Genomic DNA, 19567 nt, shown 5'->3' with positions numbered 1-19567 from the left:
CGCGCGGACCCCGGGGACCCGCGGGGAGCGGCGGGGATGCGTGAGTGTCAGTGGGGGGTCGTACGGTTGAGTCATGCGGCCCGTATCGAAGATCGAACGCACGGTGGCGCCTTTCGAGGTCGTCAGCCCCTACCAGCCCAGCGGTGACCAGCCGACGGCCATCGCCGAGCTGGAGAAGCGCATCCGTGCAGGTGAGAAGGACGTCGTACTGCTGGGTGCGACCGGCACCGGCAAGTCGGCGACCACGGCGTGGATGATCGAGAAGCTCCAGCGGCCCACGCTGGTGATGGCTCCGAACAAGACCCTCGCCGCCCAGCTGGCGAACGAGTTCCGCGAGCTGCTGCCGAACAACGCCGTCGAGTACTTCGTCTCGTACTACGACTACTACCAGCCCGAGGCCTACGTACCGCAGTCGGACACCTACATCGAGAAGGACTCCTCGATCAACGAGGAGGTGGAGCGGCTGCGCCACTCCGCCACCAACTCGCTGCTGACCCGGCGGGACGTCATCGTCGTCGCGTCCGTGTCCTGCATCTACGGCCTCGGCACCCCGCAGGAGTACGTCGACCGGATGGTCGCCCTCAAGGTGGGCGAGGAGATCGACCGCGACCAGCTGCTGCGCCGCTTCGTCGACATCCAGTACACCCGCAACGACGTGGCCTTCACCCGGGGCACCTTCCGCGTGCGCGGCGACACCATCGAGATCTTCCCGGTCTACGAGGAACTGGCCGTCCGCATCGAGATGTTCGGCGACGAGATCGAGGCCCTCTCCACCCTGCACCCGCTGACCGGCGAGGTCATCAGCGAGGACCGCGAGCTGTACGTCTTCCCCGCCAGCCACTACGTCGCCGGCCCCGAGCGCATGGAGAAGGCGGTCGCCGGCATCGAGGCCGAGCTGGCGGAGCGCCTGGCCGAGCTGGAGAAGCAGGGCAAGATGCTGGAGGCGCAGCGGCTGCGCATGCGCACCACGTACGACCTGGAGATGATGCGTCAGATCGGCTCCTGCTCCGGTATCGAGAACTACTCGCTGCACATGGACGACCGTGAGCGGGGCTCCGCGCCCAACACCCTCATCGACTACTTCCCCGAGGACTTCCTCCTAGTCATCGACGAGTCGCATGTCACCGTTCCGCAGATCGGCGCGATGTACGAGGGAGACGCCTCGCGCAAGCGGACCCTGGTCGACCACGGCTTCCGGCTGCCGTCGGCGCTCGACAACCGGCCGCTGAAGTGGGAGGAGTTCCAGGAGCGGATCGGCCAGACGGTCTATCTGTCGGCCACCCCCGGCAAGTACGAGCTCTCGCGCGGCGACGGTTTCGTCGAGCAGATCATCCGCCCGACCGGGCTCGTCGACCCCGAGGTCGTGGTCAAGCCGACCGAGGGTCAGATCGACGACCTGGTGCACGAGATCCGCGCGCGGGTCGAGAAGGACGAGCGGGTCCTGGTCACCACCCTCACCAAGAAGATGGCCGAGGACCTCACCGACTACTTCCTGGAGCTCGGCATCCAGGTCCGCTACCTGCACAGCGACGTGGACACCCTGCGCCGCATCGAGCTGCTGCGCGAGCTGCGGGCCGGCGAGTACGACGTCCTGGTCGGCATCAACCTGCTGCGCGAGGGCCTCGACCTGCCCGAGGTGTCGCTGGTGGCCATCCTCGACGCGGACAAGGAAGGCTTCCTGCGCTCCGGGACCTCGCTGATCCAGACCATCGGCCGCGCGGCGCGCAACGTCTCCGGCCAGGTCCACATGTATGCGGACAAGATGACCCCGGCGATGGAGAAGGCCATCGACGAGACCAATCGGCGCCGCGAGAAGCAGATCGCGTACAACACGGCCAACGGGATCGACCCGCAGCCGCTGCGCAAGAAGATCAACGACATCGTGGCCACCATCGCCCGCGAGGAGCTCGACACCGAGCAGCTGCTCGGGACCGGGTACCGGCAGGGCAAGGACGGCAAGGGCCCCAAGGCCGCGGTGCCCGCGCTCGGCGGCAAGGCCACCCAGGCGAAGGCGGGCAAGGGAGCCAAGGGCGGCAAGGGGGCCAAGGGCGCCGAGGTGCTCACCGACCGGCCGGCCGAGGAACTGGCATCGCTCATCGAGCAGATGACCGAGCGGATGCGGGCCGCCGCGGCCGAGCTCCAGTTCGAGGTGGCCGCCCGGATCCGGGACGAGGTGGGCGAGCTGAAGAAGGAGCTGCGACAGATGAAGGAAGCGGGCCTCGCCTGACCCGTGGGTGGTCAGTAGGGTTGGCACACGGCCGCAGGCAGACCCTGCGGCCCACAATGGGGCGGGCAAGGAGAGGGGACACGCGTGACGGTCAACATGACCAAGGGTCAGGCCATCAGTCTGCAGAAGGCGGACGGAGGCACGCTGACCGCGGTCCGGATGGGCCTCGGCTGGCAGGCGGCCAAGCGCCGCGGACTGTTCGGTTCGCGGACCCGGGAGATCGACCTGGACGCGTCGGCGGTTCTCTTCGCCGACAAGCAGCCCGTGGACGTCGTGTTCTTCCGGCACCTGCAGAGCGACGACGGCTCGGTCCGGCACACGGGTGACAACCTCGTCGGCGGCGCCGGCCAGGGCGGGGACGACGAGTCGATCCTCGTCGACCTCCAGCGGGTGCCGGTGCACATCGACCAGATCGTCTTCACGGTGAACTCGTTCACCGGCCAGACCTTCCAGGAAGTGCAGAACGCGTTCTGCCGCATCGTCGACGAGACCAACGGCCAGGAGCTGGCCCGCTACACCCTCGACGGCGGCGGCCAGTACACCGCGCAGATCATGGCGAAGGTGTCCCGTGTCGGCGCGGGCTGGCAGATGACGGCCCTCGGCAACCCGGCCAACGGCCGGACGTTCCAGGACCTGATGCCGGCGATCCTGCCGCACCTGTAAAGCACAAGGCGACAACAGCACAAAGGGCACGGGGGAGGGCTGCACGATGACGGCCGAACTGGTCCGGGGGCAGAATCACCCCCTGTCCCAGAGCCGGGTGGAGATCAGGGTTTCGGCGGGTACGCCCGTGCTGGCCCTGGCTTCCGCCGCCGACGACGAGGGCCGGCTGGCCGGCCCCGGGGCGGTGGCCCACCCCGGTGCCCGCGCCCTCGCCGGACTGGAGGTCCCCGGGGCGGTGTCCGGCGCACACCGGTTCACCGTCGACCTCGACGCCGTCGGGCCGGCCGTGCACCGGGTCGGGCTGCTGCTCGTCCTGCCGGCCGGCGGCCCGGTGCGCTTCGGCGCGGTCCCCGCGTCCTACGTGGCGGTGGCCGAACCCGGGGGCGCCGAGATCGCCGGGTACACCCTGACCGGGCTGGACTCCGAGAGCGCCGTCGTGGCCCTGGAGCTCTACCGGCGCCAGGGCGCCTGGAAGGTCCGCGCCGTGGGCCAGGGGTACGCCGACGGGCTCGGCGCGCTGCTGGCCGACGCCGGGCTGGCCGGTCCCGCCGCCGTCGCGCTGGCCGCGGAGGTCGTGGGAGTCGCGGCGCCCGCCGAGCCCTCGCCCGCCGTGACGCGGGGTCCGCGGGCCCCGCAGGAGGCCGCGCCTTCGTCCGCCGCTCCGGCCGTTCCCGCCGGTCCCGCGCCCGAGGCGCCGGAGCCGATCCCCGTCTCCGCGGTCCCCTACCCCGGTACGCCGGGCCCCGCGCCGGCGGACTCCGCCGACGGGCCGCCCACCATCAGCTACGCGCACCCGCGCCGCCGCCGGACCAGCACCGAACCGCCCGAGCCGGCGCCGCCGCGGGCCGAGCCGCCGCAGCCCGGCGAGCCGCCCCGCCCCGTCGCCGGGGACGCGGCGGGGTGGTCCATGGAGGAGCGGCTCTACAACCAGGTCTGGGGCATGTTCGAGGACCTGGCCCGCACGGTCGCCGCCTACCGCGGCGCCGTCGAGTTCGCCGACTCCCGGATGGACCGGGAGCTCGACGAGGCCCTGTCCGACCCCCGGCACCGCATCGGAGGGGCCGGCGACGCCGCCCGGGACGCCGCGCGCGGGCGCCGCGACGAGCTGGTCGAGCGGGCCCAGGCCGTGCTCGACCGGGACCTCGCCCAGCTGGTCGCGGAGACCGAGGTGGTCGAGCCCGCGCTGCCGGCCCCGTACGCCCGCTGGGACAACCCCGTCTGGCACGGCGGCCGCTCCGCCGGGCTGCCCGAGGAGAACCCGCTGGCCCTGCGCCTCGGCGACCTGCACCTGCCCGAGCGGCCCGGCCTGCGCATCCCGATGCTGATGCGGCTCCCGCTGGAGCGCGGGATCTGGATCGACAACGGCCGCACCGGTTCCGAGGCCGCCATGGCCATGGACACCGACCGGCTGCGCCGGGCCGCCATGGACATGGCCGTCGCGCACGCCGTGCGGCTGCTCGCGGTCCACCCCTGCGACAAGCTCTCCGTCCACGTCATCGACGCGGCCGGGGCCGGCGCGGCCTCGCTGGCCCCGCTGGTGCGCTCCGGGGTGCTGGCCGGGCCGCCCGCCGCCGGGGCCGAGGGAGTGACCCGGACGCTGGAGGCGCTGACCCGACGGGTGGACCTCGTACAGATGGCGCTGCGGGCCGGGGCGCCGGAGGACCTGCCGCCGGACGTGGACACGGCCGGGCAGCTGCTGATCGTCCACGACTTCCCGCACGGGTTCGACGACCGCGCGGTCACCCGGCTGCGGTACCTGGCCGACGAGGGCCCGGCGGTCGGCGTGCACCTGCTGATGGTCGCGGACCGGGACGAGGCCTCGGCGTACGGGCCGCTGCTGGATCCGCTCTGGCGCTCGCTCATGCGGCTGTCGCCGGTCCCGGACAACCACCTCGCCGACCCCTGGGTCGGGCACCACTGGACCTTCGAGCCGGATCTGCCGCCGCGGGGCAGTCAGGTCCTGGACCAGGCACTCGACCGGATCGCGGCGGCCCGGCGCGGGTCCCGCCCCTGATGACGGCGGCGGCGGGTCCTGGCCGGTCGATGACCGTTCACTGACCTGCCGCTGACCAGTCCTTGGGGTTCCCTTTACCTTTTCACTCCCTTGCCGGTACCCTGGTGACCGCGGAGGGGAGTATTCCTGCTTTCCTGCTACGGCGTGCCCGTCAATACGGACCACCACTGCGGCTGTACGAACGCGGTCGGTCCCGGGGCGTCGGCCCACGGTCTCCAGGCCGCACGGGTGGAAGAGACCTCCGGCAGCGATGACGCTGACGAAGTGCTGAGCCATCTGCCGGAGGCGTGAAAACAGTGGACGTTTCGTTGTACCTCTGGGTGCTGACCATTCTCGGTCTGGGCATCCTGATCGGCGCCGATTTCTTCATCGGCCGCAAACCCCATGACGTGTCGGTGAAGGAAGCCGGCATCTGGACGGTCGTCTGGATCGTCCTCGCCGTGCTCTTCGGCCTCGGCCTGATGTTCTTCGGTCACGGCCAGGCCTCCCAGGAGTTCTTCGCCGGCTTCATCACCGAGAAGTCCCTGAGCGTGGACAACCTGTTCGTCTTCGTCCTGATCATGGCGAAGTTCGCGGTGCCCTCCCAGCTCCAGCAGCGCGTGCTGCTCGTGGGCGTGCTGATCGCCCTGGTGCTCCGCGCGATCTTCATCGCCGCCGGCGCCGCGATCATCACCAACTTCTCGTGGGTCTTCTACATCTTCGGCGCGTTCCTGATCTACACCGCCTGGAAGCTCATCCAGGAGGCGCGCCAGGACGAAGAGGAAGACGAGTTCGAGGAGAACCGTCTGCTGAAGTCGATCGAGAAGAAGTTCGGCGTCGCCGACCAGTACCACGGCACCAAGCTCTTCATCCGGAACAACGGCAAGCGGATCCTGACCCCGCTGATGATCGTGATGCTGGCCATCGGCACCACCGACGTGCTGTTCGCCCTGGACTCGATCCCCGCGATCTTCGGCCTCACCCAGGACCCGTACATCGTCTTCACCGCCAACGCCTTCGCCCTGATGGGTCTGCGCCAGCTGTACTTCCTCATCGGCGGCCTGCTCAAGAAGCTGGTCCACCTCAGCTACGGCCTGTCCGTCATCCTCGGCTTCATCGGGATCAAGCTGGTGCTGCACGCCCTGCACGAGTCCGGGGTGCACGTCCCGCAGATCTCCATCCCGGTCTCGCTGGGTGTCATCTGCGGTGTCCTGGTGATCACCACCATCACCAGCCTGATCGCCTCGAAGAAGCAGGCAGCCGCCGAGGCGGAGGCCGCCCGCCAGGAGAGCATCGACGCGTAACGCGGTCCCTCGGGGACTACGCGGGGGCGGCCGCTTCGGCCGCCCCCGTTTCCGTGCCCGGCGCCTTCGCCCGTACCAGCACCGGGTTCGTCTCCGGCAGCAGCGCGAAGCACACCAGGCTGACCAGGGCCACGCCGGTCAGGTACACCGCGACGCCCCACGGCGGACCCGAGCCGTCCGCCAGCGCCGTCGCCACGATCGGGGTCAGCGCCCCGCCCAGCACCCCGCCGAGGTTGTAGCCGACGGCCGCGCCCGTACAGCGGATCCGAGGGGCGTACAGCTCCGGGAGGTACGCGCCCACCACCGCGAACATCGCCACCATGCCCAGCAGCGCCCCGACGCAGCCCAGCGTCATCAGCAGCGGGTCCGCCGTGCGCAGCAGCGCCACGAAGGGGAACATCCACAGGGCGCAGGCCGTGCACCCCGCCAGGGACACCGGCCGCCGCCCGTAGCGGTCGCCGAGCAGCGCCATCAGCGGGGTCGCCAGGCCCTTTAGGGCGACGGCCGCCATGACGCAGGCGAGCATCACGGTGCGCTCCACCCGCAGGTGCTCGGTCGCGTAGGCGAGGGACCAGGTGGTGACCGCGTAGAAGACGGCGTATCCGACGGCGAGGGCCCCGCCGGTCAGCAGGAGCAGCCGCCAGTGGCCCCGTACCACCTCGGCCAGGGGTGCCTCGGCGCGCCGGCCGGTCTCGGCGAGCGCCCGGAACTCGGGGGTCTCCTCGACCGATCGCCGCAGCCACAGCCCGGCCAGGGCCAGCAGTCCGGCGGCCCAGAACGGCACCCGCCAGCCCCAGGCGGTGAACTGCGCGTCGGTCAGGGACGCGGACAGGCCCAGCATCAGCCCGTTGGCCAGCAGGAAGCCCACCGCCGGGCCGGCCTGCGGGAAGCTGGACCACAGCCCGCGCCGGCCCTCGGGGGCGTGCTCGGCGGTCAGCAGCACCGCGCCGCCCCATTCGCCGCCGAGGCCGAGCCCCTGCAGGAAGCGGAGCAGGAGCAGCAGGAGGGGCGCGGCCACCCCGATCGAGGCGTACGAGGGCACGCAGCCCACCGCGACGGTGGCCAGGCCGGTGAGCAGCAGGGAGCCCAGCAGCACCGGGCGCCGTCCGTAGCGGTCGCCGATGTGGCCGAAGACGGCCGAGCCGAGGGGGCGGGCGAGGAAGCCGACGCCGAAGGTCGCGAAGGCGGCGAGGGTGCCGGCGAGCGGGGAGAAGGACGGGAAGAACAGCGGGCCGAGCACCAGGGCGGCGGCCGTGCCGTAGACGAAGAAGTCGTAGAACTCGATGGCGGTGCCGGCGAGGGAGGCCGAGGCGAGCCGCAGCATCGAGGGGGAGCGGGACGGGGAGGACGGGGAGGGCAGGGAGGGGTCTTGTTGCATGGTGCAGCAATTACCCCGCCCCGCACCCCCAGGACGTGCGTTCGGTCAGGCTCGACCGGAAGGAGTTCATCCCTTCAGGGCGTTGACCGATGGGTTGACCGGGAACCGCCGGGACCTACCAGCCGCGTTCGCGCCACTCGGCCAGATGCGGCCGCTCGGCGCCGAGCGTGGTGTCGTCGCCGTGGCCCGGGTAGACCCAGGTCTCGTCGGGAAGCCGCTCGAAGAGCTTCTGCTCGACGTCGTCGATCAGCCGCTCGAAGGCCTTGGGGTCGCCCCAGGTGTTGCCGACGCCGCCCGGGAAGCCCTAGGGTCCTGTCCCGTGAACACTAAGACGCTGCCGCGCCGTACCGTCGCCTTCCTGTACGCCCGGATCTCCGAGGACCCGCGCGACCGGCGACGGGGCGTCAACCGGCAGATGAGCGACCTGCGCACGTTCTCCGAGGAGAACGATTGGGAGGTCGGCGGGGAGTACATCGAGAACGACGTCTCCGCCCACTCGGGGGAGGAGCGCCCCGAGTACGACCGGCTGATGGCCGACGCCATCGAGGCCGCTCAAGAGCCGGGGGTGCGCGTCATCGTGGTCGGATACCACCCGTCCCGCGTCTGGCGGCGCCGTGTCGAGCGGGCGCAGGCCATCGAGGACCTGAGGCACGCGAAGTGCTGGGTGGCGTTCGAGTCGGGCGGCCTGTTCAACATGGCGAAGGCGTCGGACCGGTCGCAGCTCGCCAACCTCGGCGAGTCCGACACCGCCGAGTCCGAGGTGAAGTCGGAACGCGTCGCCCGCGCAGCCCTGGAGCGCGCACAGGAGGGCCGGGCGAACGGGCCCGTGGCGTACGGGTGGAGGCGCCAGTACGAGTACGACGCCCGCGGCCAGGTCGACGGGTTCCATGACGTCGAGGACCCCGAACAGGCCGCCGTCGTCCGCGACATCGTCACCCGCCTGCTGTCCGGAGCCAGCCTCATCAGCATCACGGCCGACCTGAACGAGCGCGGGGTGCCGGCGCCCGGTGCGGGGATGCGACTCAAGCGGCGGGCGGTCGGACAGAACGCTGACGGGTCGCTGTGGAACAAGACCAGCGTCAAGAAGCTCGCGCTGCGCCCGGCGAACGTGGGGCTCCGCGTCCACCAGGGCGTGGAGTACAAAGCGGCATGGCCGGCGCTCATCACGGACGAGCAGTACGCGCAGCTCCGGAACCTGTTCGCGGAGCGGGCCGTCGTGCGTGAGCTGCCAGGGGCGCGGAAACACCTGCTGACGTGGGGCGAGGTCGCGACGTGCGGGCCGTGCGGGTCGGTCCTCCGGGTCGCCCTGAAGGGGAACGCGACGCGCGGCCGGAAGCAGTCGACGTACGTCTGCGACGCGAGCGGATGCGTCGGCCGGAATGAGGAAGCCCTCGACAGGTACGTCGGCACGGTGGTGGTGAAGCTGCTGTCGAAGCCTGCGGCGGCTGACGTGTTCCGCGGTGACGACTCGGCGGCTTTGGCGGCCCTGGAACGGGCGGAGGGGTTGAAGGCCCGGCAGGAGGCGGCGGCGGACGACTACGCGGACGGGATCATTACCCGCGAGCAGCTACGACGGATCACGGCGAAGCTGGCGAAGCAGATCACGGACGCGCAGAACGAGGCGCGCAGGTTGCGGCCGGCCTTCGACCTCGACGCGTTCAAAGGGCTTGTGGGGCCTGGATCCGAGGAGGCGTGGAAGGCACTCCTGGTGCCTCAGAAGCGGCGGGTCCTGGACGGCCTCGGGCTGCGCCTGACGGTGCAACCGGTCGCGCGGCGCGGTCCGGGGTTCGATGAGACCACCATCGACCTGGAGTGGTCGTGACGGCCGACAGGGTGTGACACGCGGGCGGAAGCGGCTCCGGGGGTATCCCCGGGGCCGCTTCGGCGTTGTCGGGGCCGCAGAGGGCGCGTGGGGCCTGCCCGCACCGGCGGCGATATAGGCGGCGGGGTGGTCAGAACTGCCCGCGCATCCGGCGGGCCATCTCTTCGAGCTGCGCGGCGAATGCCTCATTGGCGGCGCTCTGCTCGTCCTCGCTGCGCTCTGCGAGGTGGCCGCGGCGCCCAAGGACCTGCCGACGCATGTCCTGAACCGAGACCTCAGTTCCGTAGGCGTGGGCGTCCATGCCAGGCAGCGGCTCCTCACCGCGGACCCACGCGCGAACGGTGTTCGCGGACTCGACTCGGTTCGGTGTGACCTGGCACGGCCGGTCATCGAGCGGGACCAGTAGGTGCAGCGGGCTCATGTCGAGTGCGACCGCGAGGGCGAACACCTCGGCGACGCCGACGTTCTGCCGGTAGCCAGCTTCGAGCTTGACCACGGTCCCCCGCTCCCAGGGCAATCCGACGGCCTGGAGCCGCTGCGCGAGCTGCTCGGCGGTGAGGTCGCGGCGCTTGCGCACCTCGCGGACGCGGCGAGCGACGGTCGCGACTGGTCCATCTGGGGGAGATGCCTCGTGTTCCATGAGGGAACCCTATTGATCACTTGCGGAACGCTCAACCGATGTGTACGTTGCGGATCACTCAAGTTCCACCATGGAACTTTAAGGATCGTTCAGCGATGACGATGCACCCGGGAGGGAACCATGACGCCGATGCGTGAGGCACGACTCGCACGCGGACTCATGCTCAAGGACGCCGCCGCGATGGCTGGCGTCGACACCGGAGCGCTCTCGCGCTTCGAGCGCGGTCAGGAGCACGTGAGCCTCCCCGCGCTGTACCGGCTGGCTAAGGCCATCGGTCTTGAGGCGCTGGAGCGCGAGCTGGCGCCCTACGTGCTGGAGCACAAGAAGTGATCGTCGACGCGCGCGGACGGTGCAGGCCGTCCCCCGGACAGAACATCGACGCGTTTCTGGACGAGTTCGTCGAGTCGCGGGCCCCGCTCACCGGCGCGGAGATCGCCGAACTGCGCGCCATCTTCCGGCCGGCCGTGGCGAAGGTCATGGCGGAGGCCGCGGACCGGCTCACCGAGACGAGCACGGATGCCGCCTAACCGTCCCCAGACATGCGAAAGGCCCGGCTCCCTCTCACAGTCGCCGGGCCTCTCTCAGCACTCCTCAGGAGCGCCTGCAATGCGCCACACCCTAGCGGGCCCCGCAGCCCGCGCCAACTACCCGGGCTGGTTCTGGGCCGCCGGTACGCACACCGCCCGGCACTGTGCCGCGAGCACGCCGGGCGGCCTCACCACGGAGGCCATGATGCCGTCCCTGCCCGCTCCCCGTCCCGCAGCCGCGCACGCTGGCCTCCTGGCTGCCGGGGGTGCCCGATGAGCCTGTACCCGGTCCTGTGGGCCATCGACCACGCCCCCATCGCCGACGCCGAGGAGCGCGCTGTCCTGGTGGCCCTCGTCGTCAAAGGCGACTTCGACGGAATGAACTGCTTCCGGTCGTACACCACCCTCGGCAACGCCGCCCGGATCGACAAGAAGACGGCCGGGGTCAAGTGCCGCGCGATGGAGTCGCGCGGCATCCTGCGCCGCCAGACCTCGCACCAGTCGGCGGTGTGGCTGAGGATCCACGAGGAGATGCGGCCCGTCATCTGGGAGGTGATGATCCCCGCTGAGTGGTGGAGCGCGGAACAGTTGAAGAGCATCAACGAGCAGCGGGCGAACCTCGGCCGGCCGCCGATCACGCCGGAGAACAGGCCTCCGCTGGCGCCCGCGCCGCCGAAGAAGGCCCGGGTGGACAAGGGCTCAAAGCGCCCGAGGAAGGCCGCGAGCACCGCACCGGCCGCCGCCCCAGGAACTTCGAGTCCCCAGGGCGAAACGGACACCGAGGGCGCCACCCCGGGGACTTCAAGTCCCCACCCCCAGGGACTTCAAATCCCCACCCCCAGAGACTTCAAATCCCCACCCCCCGGACTTGAAGTCCCTACCCCCGGGGACTTGAAGTCCCCACCCCGGGGACTTGAAGTCCCACAACCTTCTGAGTCACCTTCCGAGGGACCCTCTCAGTCACCATCCGAGAACGAGCCCCCCGTCCGTCCGTCCGTATCTGTAGGTAGTGGCGTGCGCGCGAACGACACGGATGGACGGACGGACGGAGGCGGCGAGGTCGAGGAGGAGCAGGTGCCCGAGCAGCCGCAGGCCGGCCTCCGGGGACCGGCGGCGGCTGACGCCGCGCCGGACAACAGCGCAGCAGCAGCGGAGGCCACCCCGGGCGGAGGTCCGGCCGCTGACAGCCCGCCGGCGTCGGACACCCCCGGGGAGCGGCTGCTCCGGGAGATCGGCGCATGGCACCCGGAGTTCCTCCTGACCGGCAAGACCTTTACCGATCAGGGCCGGATGGTGACCGGCATGCTCGCCATCGGCTGGAAGGAGTCGACCCTCCGTCAGGTCATCGTGGGGCGGCCGCTCCCGGAACCGCTGACCCGCACCGTCGGCGCGATCGTCTCCGCCCGTCTCAAGGAGGCCGCGAAGAACCCGCCGCCGTCGCCCACGGCCACGTGGGGCCCCGTCCCGGCACAGGCCCGGGCGGAGGAGTACAGCCCCGTCGACCACTCCAGCACCGCCGTGGCCGGCCGCACCGTCGAGGAAGCCAAGAACCACCGCGTGCACTACGAGTGCACCGTGTGCTCCCGTGAGCCCATCCCCGGGTTCGACCTGTGCGAGGACTGCGCCGAGCTGCCGGACTGCGCTACCGGTTGCGGCCGCCGCGCCCCGGACGAGGGCGAGATGTGCGACACCTGCGCGGCGGCATGGGCCGCCGCCGGAGTCACCGCGCCGCCGACCGATGACGGCAAGTGCCCCGGCCGCAGGGGTGAACCGTGCGACGGCCGGGCGCAGCCCGGGACCGTCCTCGGCCTGTGCCTCCGGTGCCGGATCGACGCGGAGATGGAGCGCAGGGCCGCCGCCGTCCTGGTCGACGCCCCGTTCTAGCCCCACCTCGCCCGGCACCTCGACCACGGGGTGCCGGGCACCCTCCGGCCGTCACTGCCCGAACGCGGCCGCACACGGGCCGTACGCGGCCCTACCGGGTCCACCCGGCCCCCCGAACACCCACCCACCCCTACGCGGCCCGCACACGGCCGCACAACGAAGGAGCAGCACGTGACCACACCCACCGCCGACCTGCACCGCTGGCAGGCCCGCGCGTACGCATTCCTCGGCGACCTCCTCGCCGCCGGCCGCCGCCTCGACCTCCCGCCGCTGGTCTGGACGCTCGCCACCAGCGGGGCCGTGACCGGCGAGGCGGACAGCCTGAGTTACAGCGCCGCCGAGCAGCAGGAGGCCGTGCGCGGGTGGGCGGCACACCTCGCCGCCGAGGTGGACACCCGTACCGACGCGGACGGCGTCCAGCACCTGTACGCCGGGTGGAAGGGAGGGGTGGACGGGTTGGTGCGCGGGTGCCTCCGCGCGACCGTACGCCCCGCCCTGGACGCCGAGGAGGAGGGCGACAACTGCGCGCTGGACTGCCACGGGGCGGCGAAGTGCACCGGCACGGCGCGGCCGGGGCCGGCCTCCGTCCCCGCGCCGGTCGTGCGGCCCGAGGCTGCGCGGTACGCCGAGGAACTCCGGGCGAACCCCGGCACCGCCTCCAGCGACGGACACACCGGATGGGAGTGCACGGCGGGCGCCTCACTGCACGTGGAAGCGACGACGCCCGGGCCCGGCCGCCTCGGGACGCTCCACGGTGTGATCTACGCATGCCCGGAGCACCAGGCCGCGGCGGAGGGGCGCGTCACGGGCGGCGGCGAGTACAGGGCGGAGGTGTCCCCGGCCCCGGCGTCCCACCGGTGGGACCCGTGGCCGTGCGGGCACGTCACCGCGTACAGGACGGCGGCCCTGACGGCCCTCACCGGCCATCAGCCGGGGGCGCAGCGATGACGACTCCTGACATGCGGGCCCAGTACCGGGACATGGACAGCGCAGACGTGCTGTGGGCAGTCCAGTCCCTCGCCGCCGTCCACGCCGCGGAAGGAGGCCGGGCCGCCGAGCTCGCGGCCGCCGCCGGGATCCTCCAGTACCGGTACTCGTTCCCGCTCCACCAGGGCGCGGCCGGGCCGCGCCCCGACTCCGGGATCCCCTCCGTGGACCTGATGCGGCGGGTCTCGTACGAGGGGAACGGCTTCCTCGCCGTGGCGGCCGGGGAGGTGCGGGCCGCGATGGGAGGCCGGCCCCTGTCCACGGTGAACCTGTGCTCCTTCCCGGACCCGCTGCCCGCCGCCGATGCGGTGGAGGTGCTGCTCTACAACCCGTTGGCGGGGGTGGCGGCCCTGGTGGGGCGGTTCGCCCGGGGCGAGGACATCACGGACGCCCTGCGGGACGTCGAGGCCCGGGCGGTGCAGAACCTGCCGCCCTATCAGGAGTGGTGACTACCGGAGCGGACGCACGACAGCGCCCCCCGTCCCTGGCCTGGGACGGGGGGCGCTGTGCTGCCCGGGGCCGACGCGGTGAGGCAGGGGCCATCTGTCGGGCCGCTGGCGCGGGGGTCACCCGATGATGTCGAGCGTGATCCGGTGGTGCAGGGGAGCGGTCGTCACCGTCGCGGACACGACGCGGTTCTCAGAGTCCCTCGCGATGGCGACCACCCGGAACCCGGGCGTGCCCTCCGGGACGCCGAGGGCCTCGGCGGCGGCCGCGTCCATCGGCTCCGCCGTGATCGCGCACTGCGTACCGATCACCTCCCACCCGAGCCAGTCCGCGACGCGGACCCCCTCCGGGGGCGTGATGTCCGGCGCGCCGACCGGAGTCATCATCGGCGGCGTGCCCTGGTGACCCTCCGGCATGCGCGACGCCAGCGCGTACGGGATCACCGTCAGCTTGTGCTGCACCGGCACGCCGTCGAGCCGACGGATCCGCGTCCGCTCGATCACGTCCTCCCCGTCCGGGATGCCCCACGCGGTCATCACCTTCGTGGCCGTCAGCTGACGAACCAGGGTGGTCTCCGAGGTCTCGACGCCGCCGCCGGTCGCCTTCCACGGCACCGCCTCGGCGAGGTGCGGAGGCGAGTAGGTGCCCAGGTGGGCGTCAGCCTGACGGCCGGCCGTCACGATCGTGCCGTTACCTCGGTCGATGCGGACCAGGCCGAGCCCCTGGAGCTGCGAGTACGCCGACGCAACGGTCTGCTGCGAGCAACCCCACTCGGCCGCCCCGTCCTTCACGCTCGGCAGCCTGCTCCCGTACGGGTAGCGGCCGGCGCTGATCCCTTCCCGGATCGCGGCCGCGATCCCGTTCGTGGTCGGCCGCTGACTCTCACTCATGGCGTGTGTCCTTCCGTCGACTGACTCCCAGGCTACCGGAGCGTCAAGCCGGTGCAGCTTCCATCTTGACGAGACTCAAGACAGTTAGCAAGAGACTTGACTCTCCGTGTTGGAGCCCCTACCTTGGTCATTGACGGTCCATCAGTCAAGCCGCTCCCAAGGCGACTTGACTGCACGTCACGGCCCGGACGGCACCGCGCGGAGGACCACGCACGGATCACGCCGAAAGAGAGCGCCCGGCGGTACTTGAGAACTGGATATGCGTGCAGCCCCAGCCAGCCAGTAGGGGGGACGGCGTGCACGAGAAACGGCACCGGCGACAAGCCGGCCCCACCGCCCTCGGGTGGTGAGGCGAACATCGCATCTCAACCTTTGCTGACGGCTCCGAGCCGTCGACCTCCGGCACCCCCGACATGACGCGGGGGTGCCGGTCGTCGGCCCCTCGGCCACCAGGCCCCGGACGCCGCTACCAACGGCCCGGGGCCTTCGCACGCACCAGGCACAGAGCAACCGCACAGCACGGAGGCCCGAATGTTCCGTACCGCTCTCCAGCTCGCCCGCATCGCCACCGCCGCAGTCACCGGCACCGTCACCGGTGTCGTGTCCGGCACCGTGACCGCCCTCACCGGCGGCACCGATGACCGTGACCTCCTCGCCCCGGACCCGGCCGACGTGTTCAACGCCGACGAGGTCCCCACCGAGGAGGAGATCAGCGCCTCCGCCGCCGCCTACGCGAAGGCGGCCGACCAGGCCCGCGCCGCGGAGCGGAACAAGAGGGCCGCGAAGAAGCTGATCTCCCGACTCCCCGCCGGCCTGTACGGCGGCCGCTGGCTGATCGAGCGGGTCGTGTCAACCCGTCAGACTCCGGACCTCGACGCGATCCGCGCCACGTACAAGCGGCACGGGCTCGGCGAGGTGCCCATGAAGGAGGTCGCGGCGAGCCTCCGCGTGACGGACATCGCCCCGGTGACGGTCCCGGCCCCCGTCGACCTCCCGGTTGCGGCCGTCACCGGCGCTGACGTGGACGTGGCGGCGTGACGGCCGCCCGGCCCGCCCTCGGCGGGAACGACGGCCAGGAGCAGCGGCCCGTCCTCACCATTCGGATCAGCAGGGACGGCGGCCGTACGTACGGGCCGCCGGTCACGGTCGACCCCGACCGCGACGTGGTCCCCGAGATCACCTCTCAGTACCCGCCGTGCCGGTGCCCGCTGCACTGCCCGGCCCCCTGACCCTCCAGAGCCCCACCGCACAACAGGACGGCCCGTCCGGCGGCGCTACCAACGCCGTAAGCCCGGACGGGCCGTCCTTCGCACGCAGCACGCCCCCTCAGCAGAGATCACCTGACGAGAGGAACGCACCAGCATGAGCGACCGTACCAACACCCTCGCCCGTCCCCTCACCACCCCCGCCCCGGCCGCGGCGGCCGTCCTTCCCAACGACGTGTGCCCGCTGTGTGAGTACTGGGCGTGCCGCTGCAACCGGCCGGCCTTCACCGTCACCACCCCGTCCCGGCCCCGGCCCGCCGCCGTCGCCTACCCCGCCGACCCGTCGGCGGACGAGATGCTGCGCCGGATCCGGTCCGGCCGGTGACGGCCGCCACGGTGTACGGCACCGGCACCTCCTCCGGCCTCCTGGCCGCGTTCCTCCCCGCCCCGGCCTGGCTCCCCGTCGCCGAGGCGGGCGGGCTGACGGCCGAGTGGTTCCGCGACCTCGGCACCCCCGGTTCCCCGGCGGTCGTCTCGGTCTGGTCCGCCGGCCTGGACGCCGAGTTGGACGGCCCCGGCGTAGACGCGCTCCTGGACCGCGTTGACGCCTTCGCGGTCGACCTCCGGCGCCTCCGCGCCCTGCTCCGCCCCTGACCCTCCCGAGCACGCACCGCAGTACCGGCCGCCGCCCCTCCCCGGGGGCGGCGGCCCTGCTGCGTCCCGACCACCAGTCACCCGCCCCGCCCCGCGCGGCGGAGCGTTCTCGAGAACGGGATACGACGCATGGATCCGACCAACACGCCGGCCCCGACCGGCGAGGCGCAGCAGCACCCCGTGCGGGCCGCGCTCCGCACCGCCACCGCCCGCGTGGAGAACGGCCTCACCGCCGCCCTGACCTCCCCGGTGCCTCCGGCCGTCGCGGCCGTCATCGCCGTCGGCTGCCTGGCCACCGGCCGCCACCTCGACGGCGCGGCCGCGCTGATGACCGCGGCCGGCCTGACCGGCACATGGGCGAGCGAACGGCTCGGCCGCCGCCAGGACGCCCGGGACGCAGCGAAGGCCCCGGCCCCGACCTCCGGGTCGGTCCCCTCACCCCCGCCCCTCACCGGCCCGCTGACGGGTCCGGGCGGGCGGCCGGTGTCCATCCCCCAACAGCGGCGCACCGCCGCCGTCAGCACCACCCCGGGCGGCCCGAACGGCCGCCTGTTCCTGCGCCCCGGCCTGAACGGCCCCGGCAACGCCACGACCCCGGAGGAGGCGCCCGTGCGCTGGACCCTGACGGCCTGCCACATCGACATCGACGTGTGGGGGTGGGAGCTGGAGGGCGACCACTACGACACGCACGACACCTTCGACCCGGCCGACTCCAACGCCGACATCACGGCCGCCCTCGACTGGGCGGAGGGCGTCATCGGCCGCGGCCCCCTGGCGTGGGTCCACTCCCAGGTCGAGGGGTTCGACCGCTGGCAGGCCGGCGCCCCGGACCCCCGGTGACCGCTACCCCGCACCCGGCCTCGACCGCCCCGGCGCACGCAAACCCCGTGTTCCGGGCGGTCACCCGCCGGGACGGCCGCCTCTGCCGCGCCGCCCCGGAGTGCTGGGAGCTGGCGACCGTCCTGACCCCGGCGGACCCGGCCGTGCGCCTGGTCGACGCCGTCCACCTCCCGACGGACGCCCTGACGGCCGTCTGCGCCCCGCACGCCGCCGACGCGGACCGAGCCGGGCGCCGCATCCGCGAGGAGGCCGCCGCGGCCGCCCTCACCTCCGACCAGCTCGCCCTGTTCACCACCTGACCCGAGGAGACACCCCGTGATCCGCATCGTCACCGCCAGCACATACGCCGCCCTGCTCGCCGACCGCGCCGCCCTGACGGAGGCCCTCGCCGAGGTCGACACCGTCACCGCCGCCCGGGACCGGGCGCTGACCGACCTCGCGAAGGACCGGGCCACCGGGCAGAGCCTGCTGACGCAGTTGGGGCAGGCCCGCGCCGACGTCATCGCGGCCGACACCGGCATGCAGGCCCTCGTGAAGCAGATCACCCGGGAGCGGGACGACGCCCGCGCCGAGCGGGACGCCGCGAGGGACGCCGCGCGGCAAGGGATGGAGCCCGGCCTCGCCGACGTCCGCGCCGACCTGATCCGCCTCCGCGAACACGCCGCCGGCCCCGTCAACGGGAACGCCCTGCGCGGCGCGCTCGCGTACGGGGTCCTGCGGGACCTGATCGGCCGGGTGCGGCAGGAGCGGGCGGAGGCCGGCGAGGAGGCCCACCTGCCCCGCCCGCTCGACGTCGTCGCCCTGGTCCTCGGCCTCGACGACGGCCAGGCCGACGAGGACGCCGCCGCGCCGGTCCGCGAGGAGGCCGCCCCGGCCGGCACTCAGGTCTGCGCCGCCTGCTCCACCCGCCGCCCCCTCGCCGACTTCGACCGCGGCGCGATCTGCCTCGGCTGCCCGGCGATCACCGCCAGCCGCTGACCCACCCGCACCACCAGGAGGAGAGCAAGTGAAAGAGATCAACGGGTACCCCATGAACCCCCTGACCTACGTCGCCGCGTTCTTCACGGCGGTGTCCCTGGCCTGGACCGGCTACAGCATCACGGACCTGATGGAGGCCGGCGCGTGGGGCCTCCTCGCCGCGGTCAGCGTCGACGGCCTGTGGGGCGTCGTGCAGTACCTCGACGCGAAAGGCATCGGCGGGCGGGCGGTCCAGGTCGCCGGGTGGATCACCCTCGCCGCCGCGTGCGGCCTCCTCGGCTACCACGGGTGGACGATCAACCCGGCGGCCGCGGTGGCCGGAGCGCTCCCGCCGATCGTCGCCAAGCTGTCGTGGATCGGGGACATCCGGCTGCGCCGGGACCCGGCCGCGCTGGCGCCCGACCAGGAGGCGGAGATCAACGACGTCATCCGCGAGTCGGAGTACATCGCCCGCAAGACGGCCGCCGAGATCGACCGGGAGACCGCCGCCGAGATCGCCCGAATCCAGGCGCAGGGCAAGGTGGCGATCGTCCGGACGGAAGTCATCTTCGACGTCCAGTTGGCCCGCCTGAACAAGCAGGCGGAGCTAGACCTCAGGCGCCCGCTGGAGCTGGAACCGGCGGCCGCCAGCGCGCCCGTCCTGGCGGCCCCGGACACCCGCCATGACGACCGCCAGGAAGCCGCCAACACGGCCCGCCAGGAGGACCCCGTGACGGAGTGGGCGGTCGACTCCACGGAGACCGAATACCCGATCGCCCCGACGGTCCCGGCGGCCGGTTCCGCCTTCGGGTTCGGGGCGGTCCTGACCGCCAGCACGACCCGCCAGGAGGCGGCCCCAGCACCCGCCAGCACGGGCCGCCAGGAAGCCGCCAGCAGCGCCCGCCAGCAGCCCGCCAAGAGGGCCGCCAGGAAGCCCGCCAGCACGGCCGCCAAGACCCGGCGCCCGATGACGGAATGGGTGGAGCTGGCGGCGCCTGTCCTCCACGCCGAGACCGAGCGACTCGGCCGCCAGCCCAGCGGCCCCGAGTTCGCCGACGCCATCGCCGCCGCCGGCCTCGGCGCGGTCAGCGCGTCGACCGCGAAGAACATCCGGGCCGGCATCACCGGCTGACCCGACAGCGACGGCCC

At 72.5% G+C, this 19567-nt stretch carries 21 protein-coding genes and 1 pseudogene; 18 read left to right on the top strand and 4 right to left on the bottom strand.

What is annotated here, in order from left to right; genetic code table 11:
* The first annotated feature begins 73 nt into the window (after positions 1-73).
* The 4 genes from uvrB (at position 74) to OG982_RS06250 (ending at position 6187) form a co-directional block, all read left to right on the top strand.
* On the top strand, positions 74-2227 hold the full coding sequence (gene uvrB, locus OG982_RS06265) for an excinuclease ABC subunit UvrB (RefSeq protein ID WP_266789029.1): 2154 nt from the start codon (positions 74-76) through the stop codon (positions 2225-2227).
* A gap of 84 nt (positions 2228-2311) precedes the next feature.
* A complete protein-coding gene (locus OG982_RS06260) occupies positions 2312-2890 on the top strand; it encodes a TerD family protein (protein WP_266789031.1) in 579 nt (192 codons plus the stop codon).
* Positions 2891-2936: 46 nt separating this feature from the next.
* Positions 2937-4904 carry a TerD family protein gene (locus OG982_RS06255; RefSeq protein ID WP_266948086.1) on the top strand — a complete coding sequence of 656 codons (1968 nt, stop codon included), beginning with the start codon at positions 2937-2939 and terminating at the stop codon, positions 4902-4904.
* A 296-nt stretch (positions 4905-5200) separates the two neighbouring features.
* Positions 5201-6187 (top strand): TerC family protein, encoded by a 987-nt coding sequence (locus tag OG982_RS06250; protein ID WP_266948085.1) that lies wholly within the window; start codon positions 5201-5203, stop codon positions 6185-6187.
* A 16-nt stretch (positions 6188-6203) separates the two neighbouring features.
* On the opposite strand, the gene OG982_RS06245 is transcribed toward OG982_RS06250, so the two are convergent.
* Positions 6204-7511: an MFS transporter gene (locus OG982_RS06245; RefSeq protein ID WP_266949861.1), complete on the bottom strand. Its 1308-nt coding sequence runs from the start codon at positions 7509-7511 to the stop codon at positions 6204-6206.
* A 169-nt stretch (positions 7512-7680) separates the two neighbouring features.
* Positions 7681-7866: pseudogene (locus OG982_RS06240) on the bottom strand (MBL fold metallo-hydrolase); the annotation flags it as partial.
* An 18-nt stretch (positions 7867-7884) separates the two neighbouring features.
* Here OG982_RS06240 and OG982_RS06235 point away from each other — a divergent pair.
* Entirely contained in the window at positions 7885-9387 is a 1503-nt protein-coding gene (locus OG982_RS06235; protein ID WP_266948083.1) for a recombinase family protein, read from the top strand.
* A gap of 130 nt (positions 9388-9517) precedes the next feature.
* Here OG982_RS06235 and OG982_RS06230 read toward each other — a convergent pair whose 3' ends face one another.
* Positions 9518-10027: a hypothetical protein gene (locus OG982_RS06230; protein ID WP_266948082.1), complete on the bottom strand. Its 510-nt coding sequence runs from the start codon at positions 10025-10027 to the stop codon at positions 9518-9520.
* Positions 10028-10156: 129 nt separating this feature from the next.
* Here OG982_RS06230 and OG982_RS06225 point away from each other — a divergent pair, with 129 nt between their 5' ends.
* From OG982_RS06225 to OG982_RS06205, 5 genes are all read left to right on the top strand, one after another.
* Positions 10157-10357, top strand: coding sequence for a helix-turn-helix domain-containing protein (locus OG982_RS06225; RefSeq protein ID WP_266948081.1), 201 nt, complete (start codon positions 10157-10159; stop codon positions 10355-10357).
* Positions 10354-10554 carry a hypothetical protein gene (locus tag OG982_RS06220; protein ID WP_266948080.1) on the top strand — a complete coding sequence of 67 codons (201 nt, stop codon included), beginning with the start codon at positions 10354-10356 and terminating at the stop codon, positions 10552-10554. The genes OG982_RS06225 and OG982_RS06220 overlap by 4 nt, the downstream gene beginning before the upstream one ends.
* Before the next feature lie 273 nt (positions 10555-10827).
* Positions 10828-12438, top strand: a complete 1611-nt coding sequence (locus OG982_RS06215; protein WP_266948079.1) for a hypothetical protein — start codon at positions 10828-10830, stop codon at positions 12436-12438.
* 171 nt (positions 12439-12609) lie between these two features.
* Entirely contained in the window at positions 12610-13386 is a 777-nt protein-coding gene (locus OG982_RS06210) for a hypothetical protein (protein ID WP_266948078.1), read from the top strand.
* Positions 13383-13874: a hypothetical protein gene (locus OG982_RS06205; RefSeq protein ID WP_266948077.1), complete on the top strand. Its 492-nt coding sequence runs from the start codon at positions 13383-13385 to the stop codon at positions 13872-13874. Before OG982_RS06210 ends, OG982_RS06205 begins: the two co-directional genes overlap by 4 nt.
* Before the next feature lie 117 nt (positions 13875-13991).
* Here the strand turns inward: OG982_RS06205 and OG982_RS06200 are convergent, their stop codons facing one another.
* The gene (locus OG982_RS06200) at positions 13992-14762 is read right to left on the bottom strand and encodes a GntR family transcriptional regulator (protein ID WP_266948076.1); all 771 of its coding nucleotides are present in this window, start codon (positions 14760-14762) and stop codon (positions 13992-13994) included.
* Positions 14763-15293: 531 nt separating this feature from the next.
* Here OG982_RS06200 and OG982_RS06195 point away from each other — a divergent pair.
* From OG982_RS06195 to OG982_RS06160, 8 genes are all read left to right on the top strand, one after another.
* A complete protein-coding gene (locus OG982_RS06195; RefSeq protein ID WP_266948075.1) occupies positions 15294-15800 on the top strand; it encodes a hypothetical protein in 507 nt (168 codons plus the stop codon).
* On the top strand, positions 15797-15991 hold the full coding sequence (locus OG982_RS06190; RefSeq protein WP_266948074.1) for an exo-alpha-sialidase: 195 nt from the start codon (positions 15797-15799) through the stop codon (positions 15989-15991). The genes OG982_RS06195 and OG982_RS06190 overlap by 4 nt, the downstream gene beginning before the upstream one ends.
* A gap of 133 nt (positions 15992-16124) precedes the next feature.
* On the top strand, positions 16125-16352 hold the full coding sequence (locus OG982_RS06185; RefSeq protein ID WP_266948072.1) for a hypothetical protein: 228 nt from the start codon (positions 16125-16127) through the stop codon (positions 16350-16352).
* Complete coding sequence (locus tag OG982_RS06180) at positions 16349-16621, top strand: hypothetical protein (RefSeq protein ID WP_266948071.1); 273 nt, start codon at positions 16349-16351, stop codon at positions 16619-16621. Before OG982_RS06185 ends, OG982_RS06180 begins: the two co-directional genes overlap by 4 nt.
* Before the next feature lie 129 nt (positions 16622-16750).
* Positions 16751-17461, top strand: a complete 711-nt coding sequence (locus OG982_RS06175; protein WP_266948069.1) for a hypothetical protein — start codon at positions 16751-16753, stop codon at positions 17459-17461.
* On the top strand, positions 17458-17760 hold the full coding sequence (locus tag OG982_RS06170; RefSeq protein ID WP_266948067.1) for a hypothetical protein: 303 nt from the start codon (positions 17458-17460) through the stop codon (positions 17758-17760). The genes OG982_RS06175 and OG982_RS06170 overlap by 4 nt, the downstream gene beginning before the upstream one ends.
* Positions 17761-17776: 16 nt before the next feature.
* Complete coding sequence (locus OG982_RS06165; protein WP_266948066.1) at positions 17777-18439, top strand: hypothetical protein; 663 nt, start codon at positions 17777-17779, stop codon at positions 18437-18439.
* A 28-nt stretch (positions 18440-18467) separates the two neighbouring features.
* The gene (locus OG982_RS06160; protein ID WP_266948065.1) at positions 18468-19550 is read left to right on the top strand and encodes a hypothetical protein; all 1083 of its coding nucleotides are present in this window, start codon (positions 18468-18470) and stop codon (positions 19548-19550) included.
* Positions 19551-19567: the final 17 nt, after the last annotated feature.

It is taken from the genome of Streptomyces sp. NBC_01551, from assembly GCF_026339935.1.
Classification (GTDB): domain Bacteria; phylum Actinomycetota; class Actinomycetes; order Streptomycetales; family Streptomycetaceae; genus Streptomyces.
The sequence above is the reverse complement of the archived record's forward strand: the minus strand, read 5'-3'. Positions and strand labels throughout refer to the sequence as shown.

Bases quoted from the DNA above. Each gene is read 5' to 3' on its own strand.
- OG982_RS06225 (WP_266948081.1), top strand. From the start codon at position 10,157: ATGCGTGAGGCACGACTCGCACGCGGACTCATGCTCAAGGACGCCGCC.
- OG982_RS06200 (WP_266948076.1), bottom strand. From the start codon at position 14,762: ATGAGTGAGAGTCAGCGGCCGACCACGAACGGGATCGCGGCCGCGATC.
- OG982_RS06255 (WP_266948086.1), top strand. From the start codon at position 2,937: ATGACGGCCGAACTGGTCCGGGGGCAGAATCACCCCCTGTCCCAGAGC.
- OG982_RS06230 (WP_266948082.1), bottom strand. From the start codon at position 10,027: ATGGAACACGAGGCATCTCCCCCAGATGGACCAGTCGCGACCGTCGCT.
- OG982_RS06205 (WP_266948077.1), top strand. From the start codon at position 13,383: ATGACGACTCCTGACATGCGGGCCCAGTACCGGGACATGGACAGCGCA.
- OG982_RS06175 (WP_266948069.1), top strand. From the start codon at position 16,751: ATGGATCCGACCAACACGCCGGCCCCGACCGGCGAGGCGCAGCAGCAC.
- OG982_RS06215 (WP_266948079.1), top strand. From the start codon at position 10,828: ATGAGCCTGTACCCGGTCCTGTGGGCCATCGACCACGCCCCCATCGCC.
- OG982_RS06185 (WP_266948072.1), top strand. From the start codon at position 16,125: ATGAGCGACCGTACCAACACCCTCGCCCGTCCCCTCACCACCCCCGCC.
- OG982_RS06245 (WP_266949861.1), bottom strand. From the start codon at position 7,511: ATGCTGCGGCTCGCCTCGGCCTCCCTCGCCGGCACCGCCATCGAGTTC.
- OG982_RS06195 (WP_266948075.1), top strand. From the start codon at position 15,294: ATGTTCCGTACCGCTCTCCAGCTCGCCCGCATCGCCACCGCCGCAGTC.
- uvrB (WP_266789029.1), top strand. From the start codon at position 74: ATGCGGCCCGTATCGAAGATCGAACGCACGGTGGCGCCTTTCGAGGTC.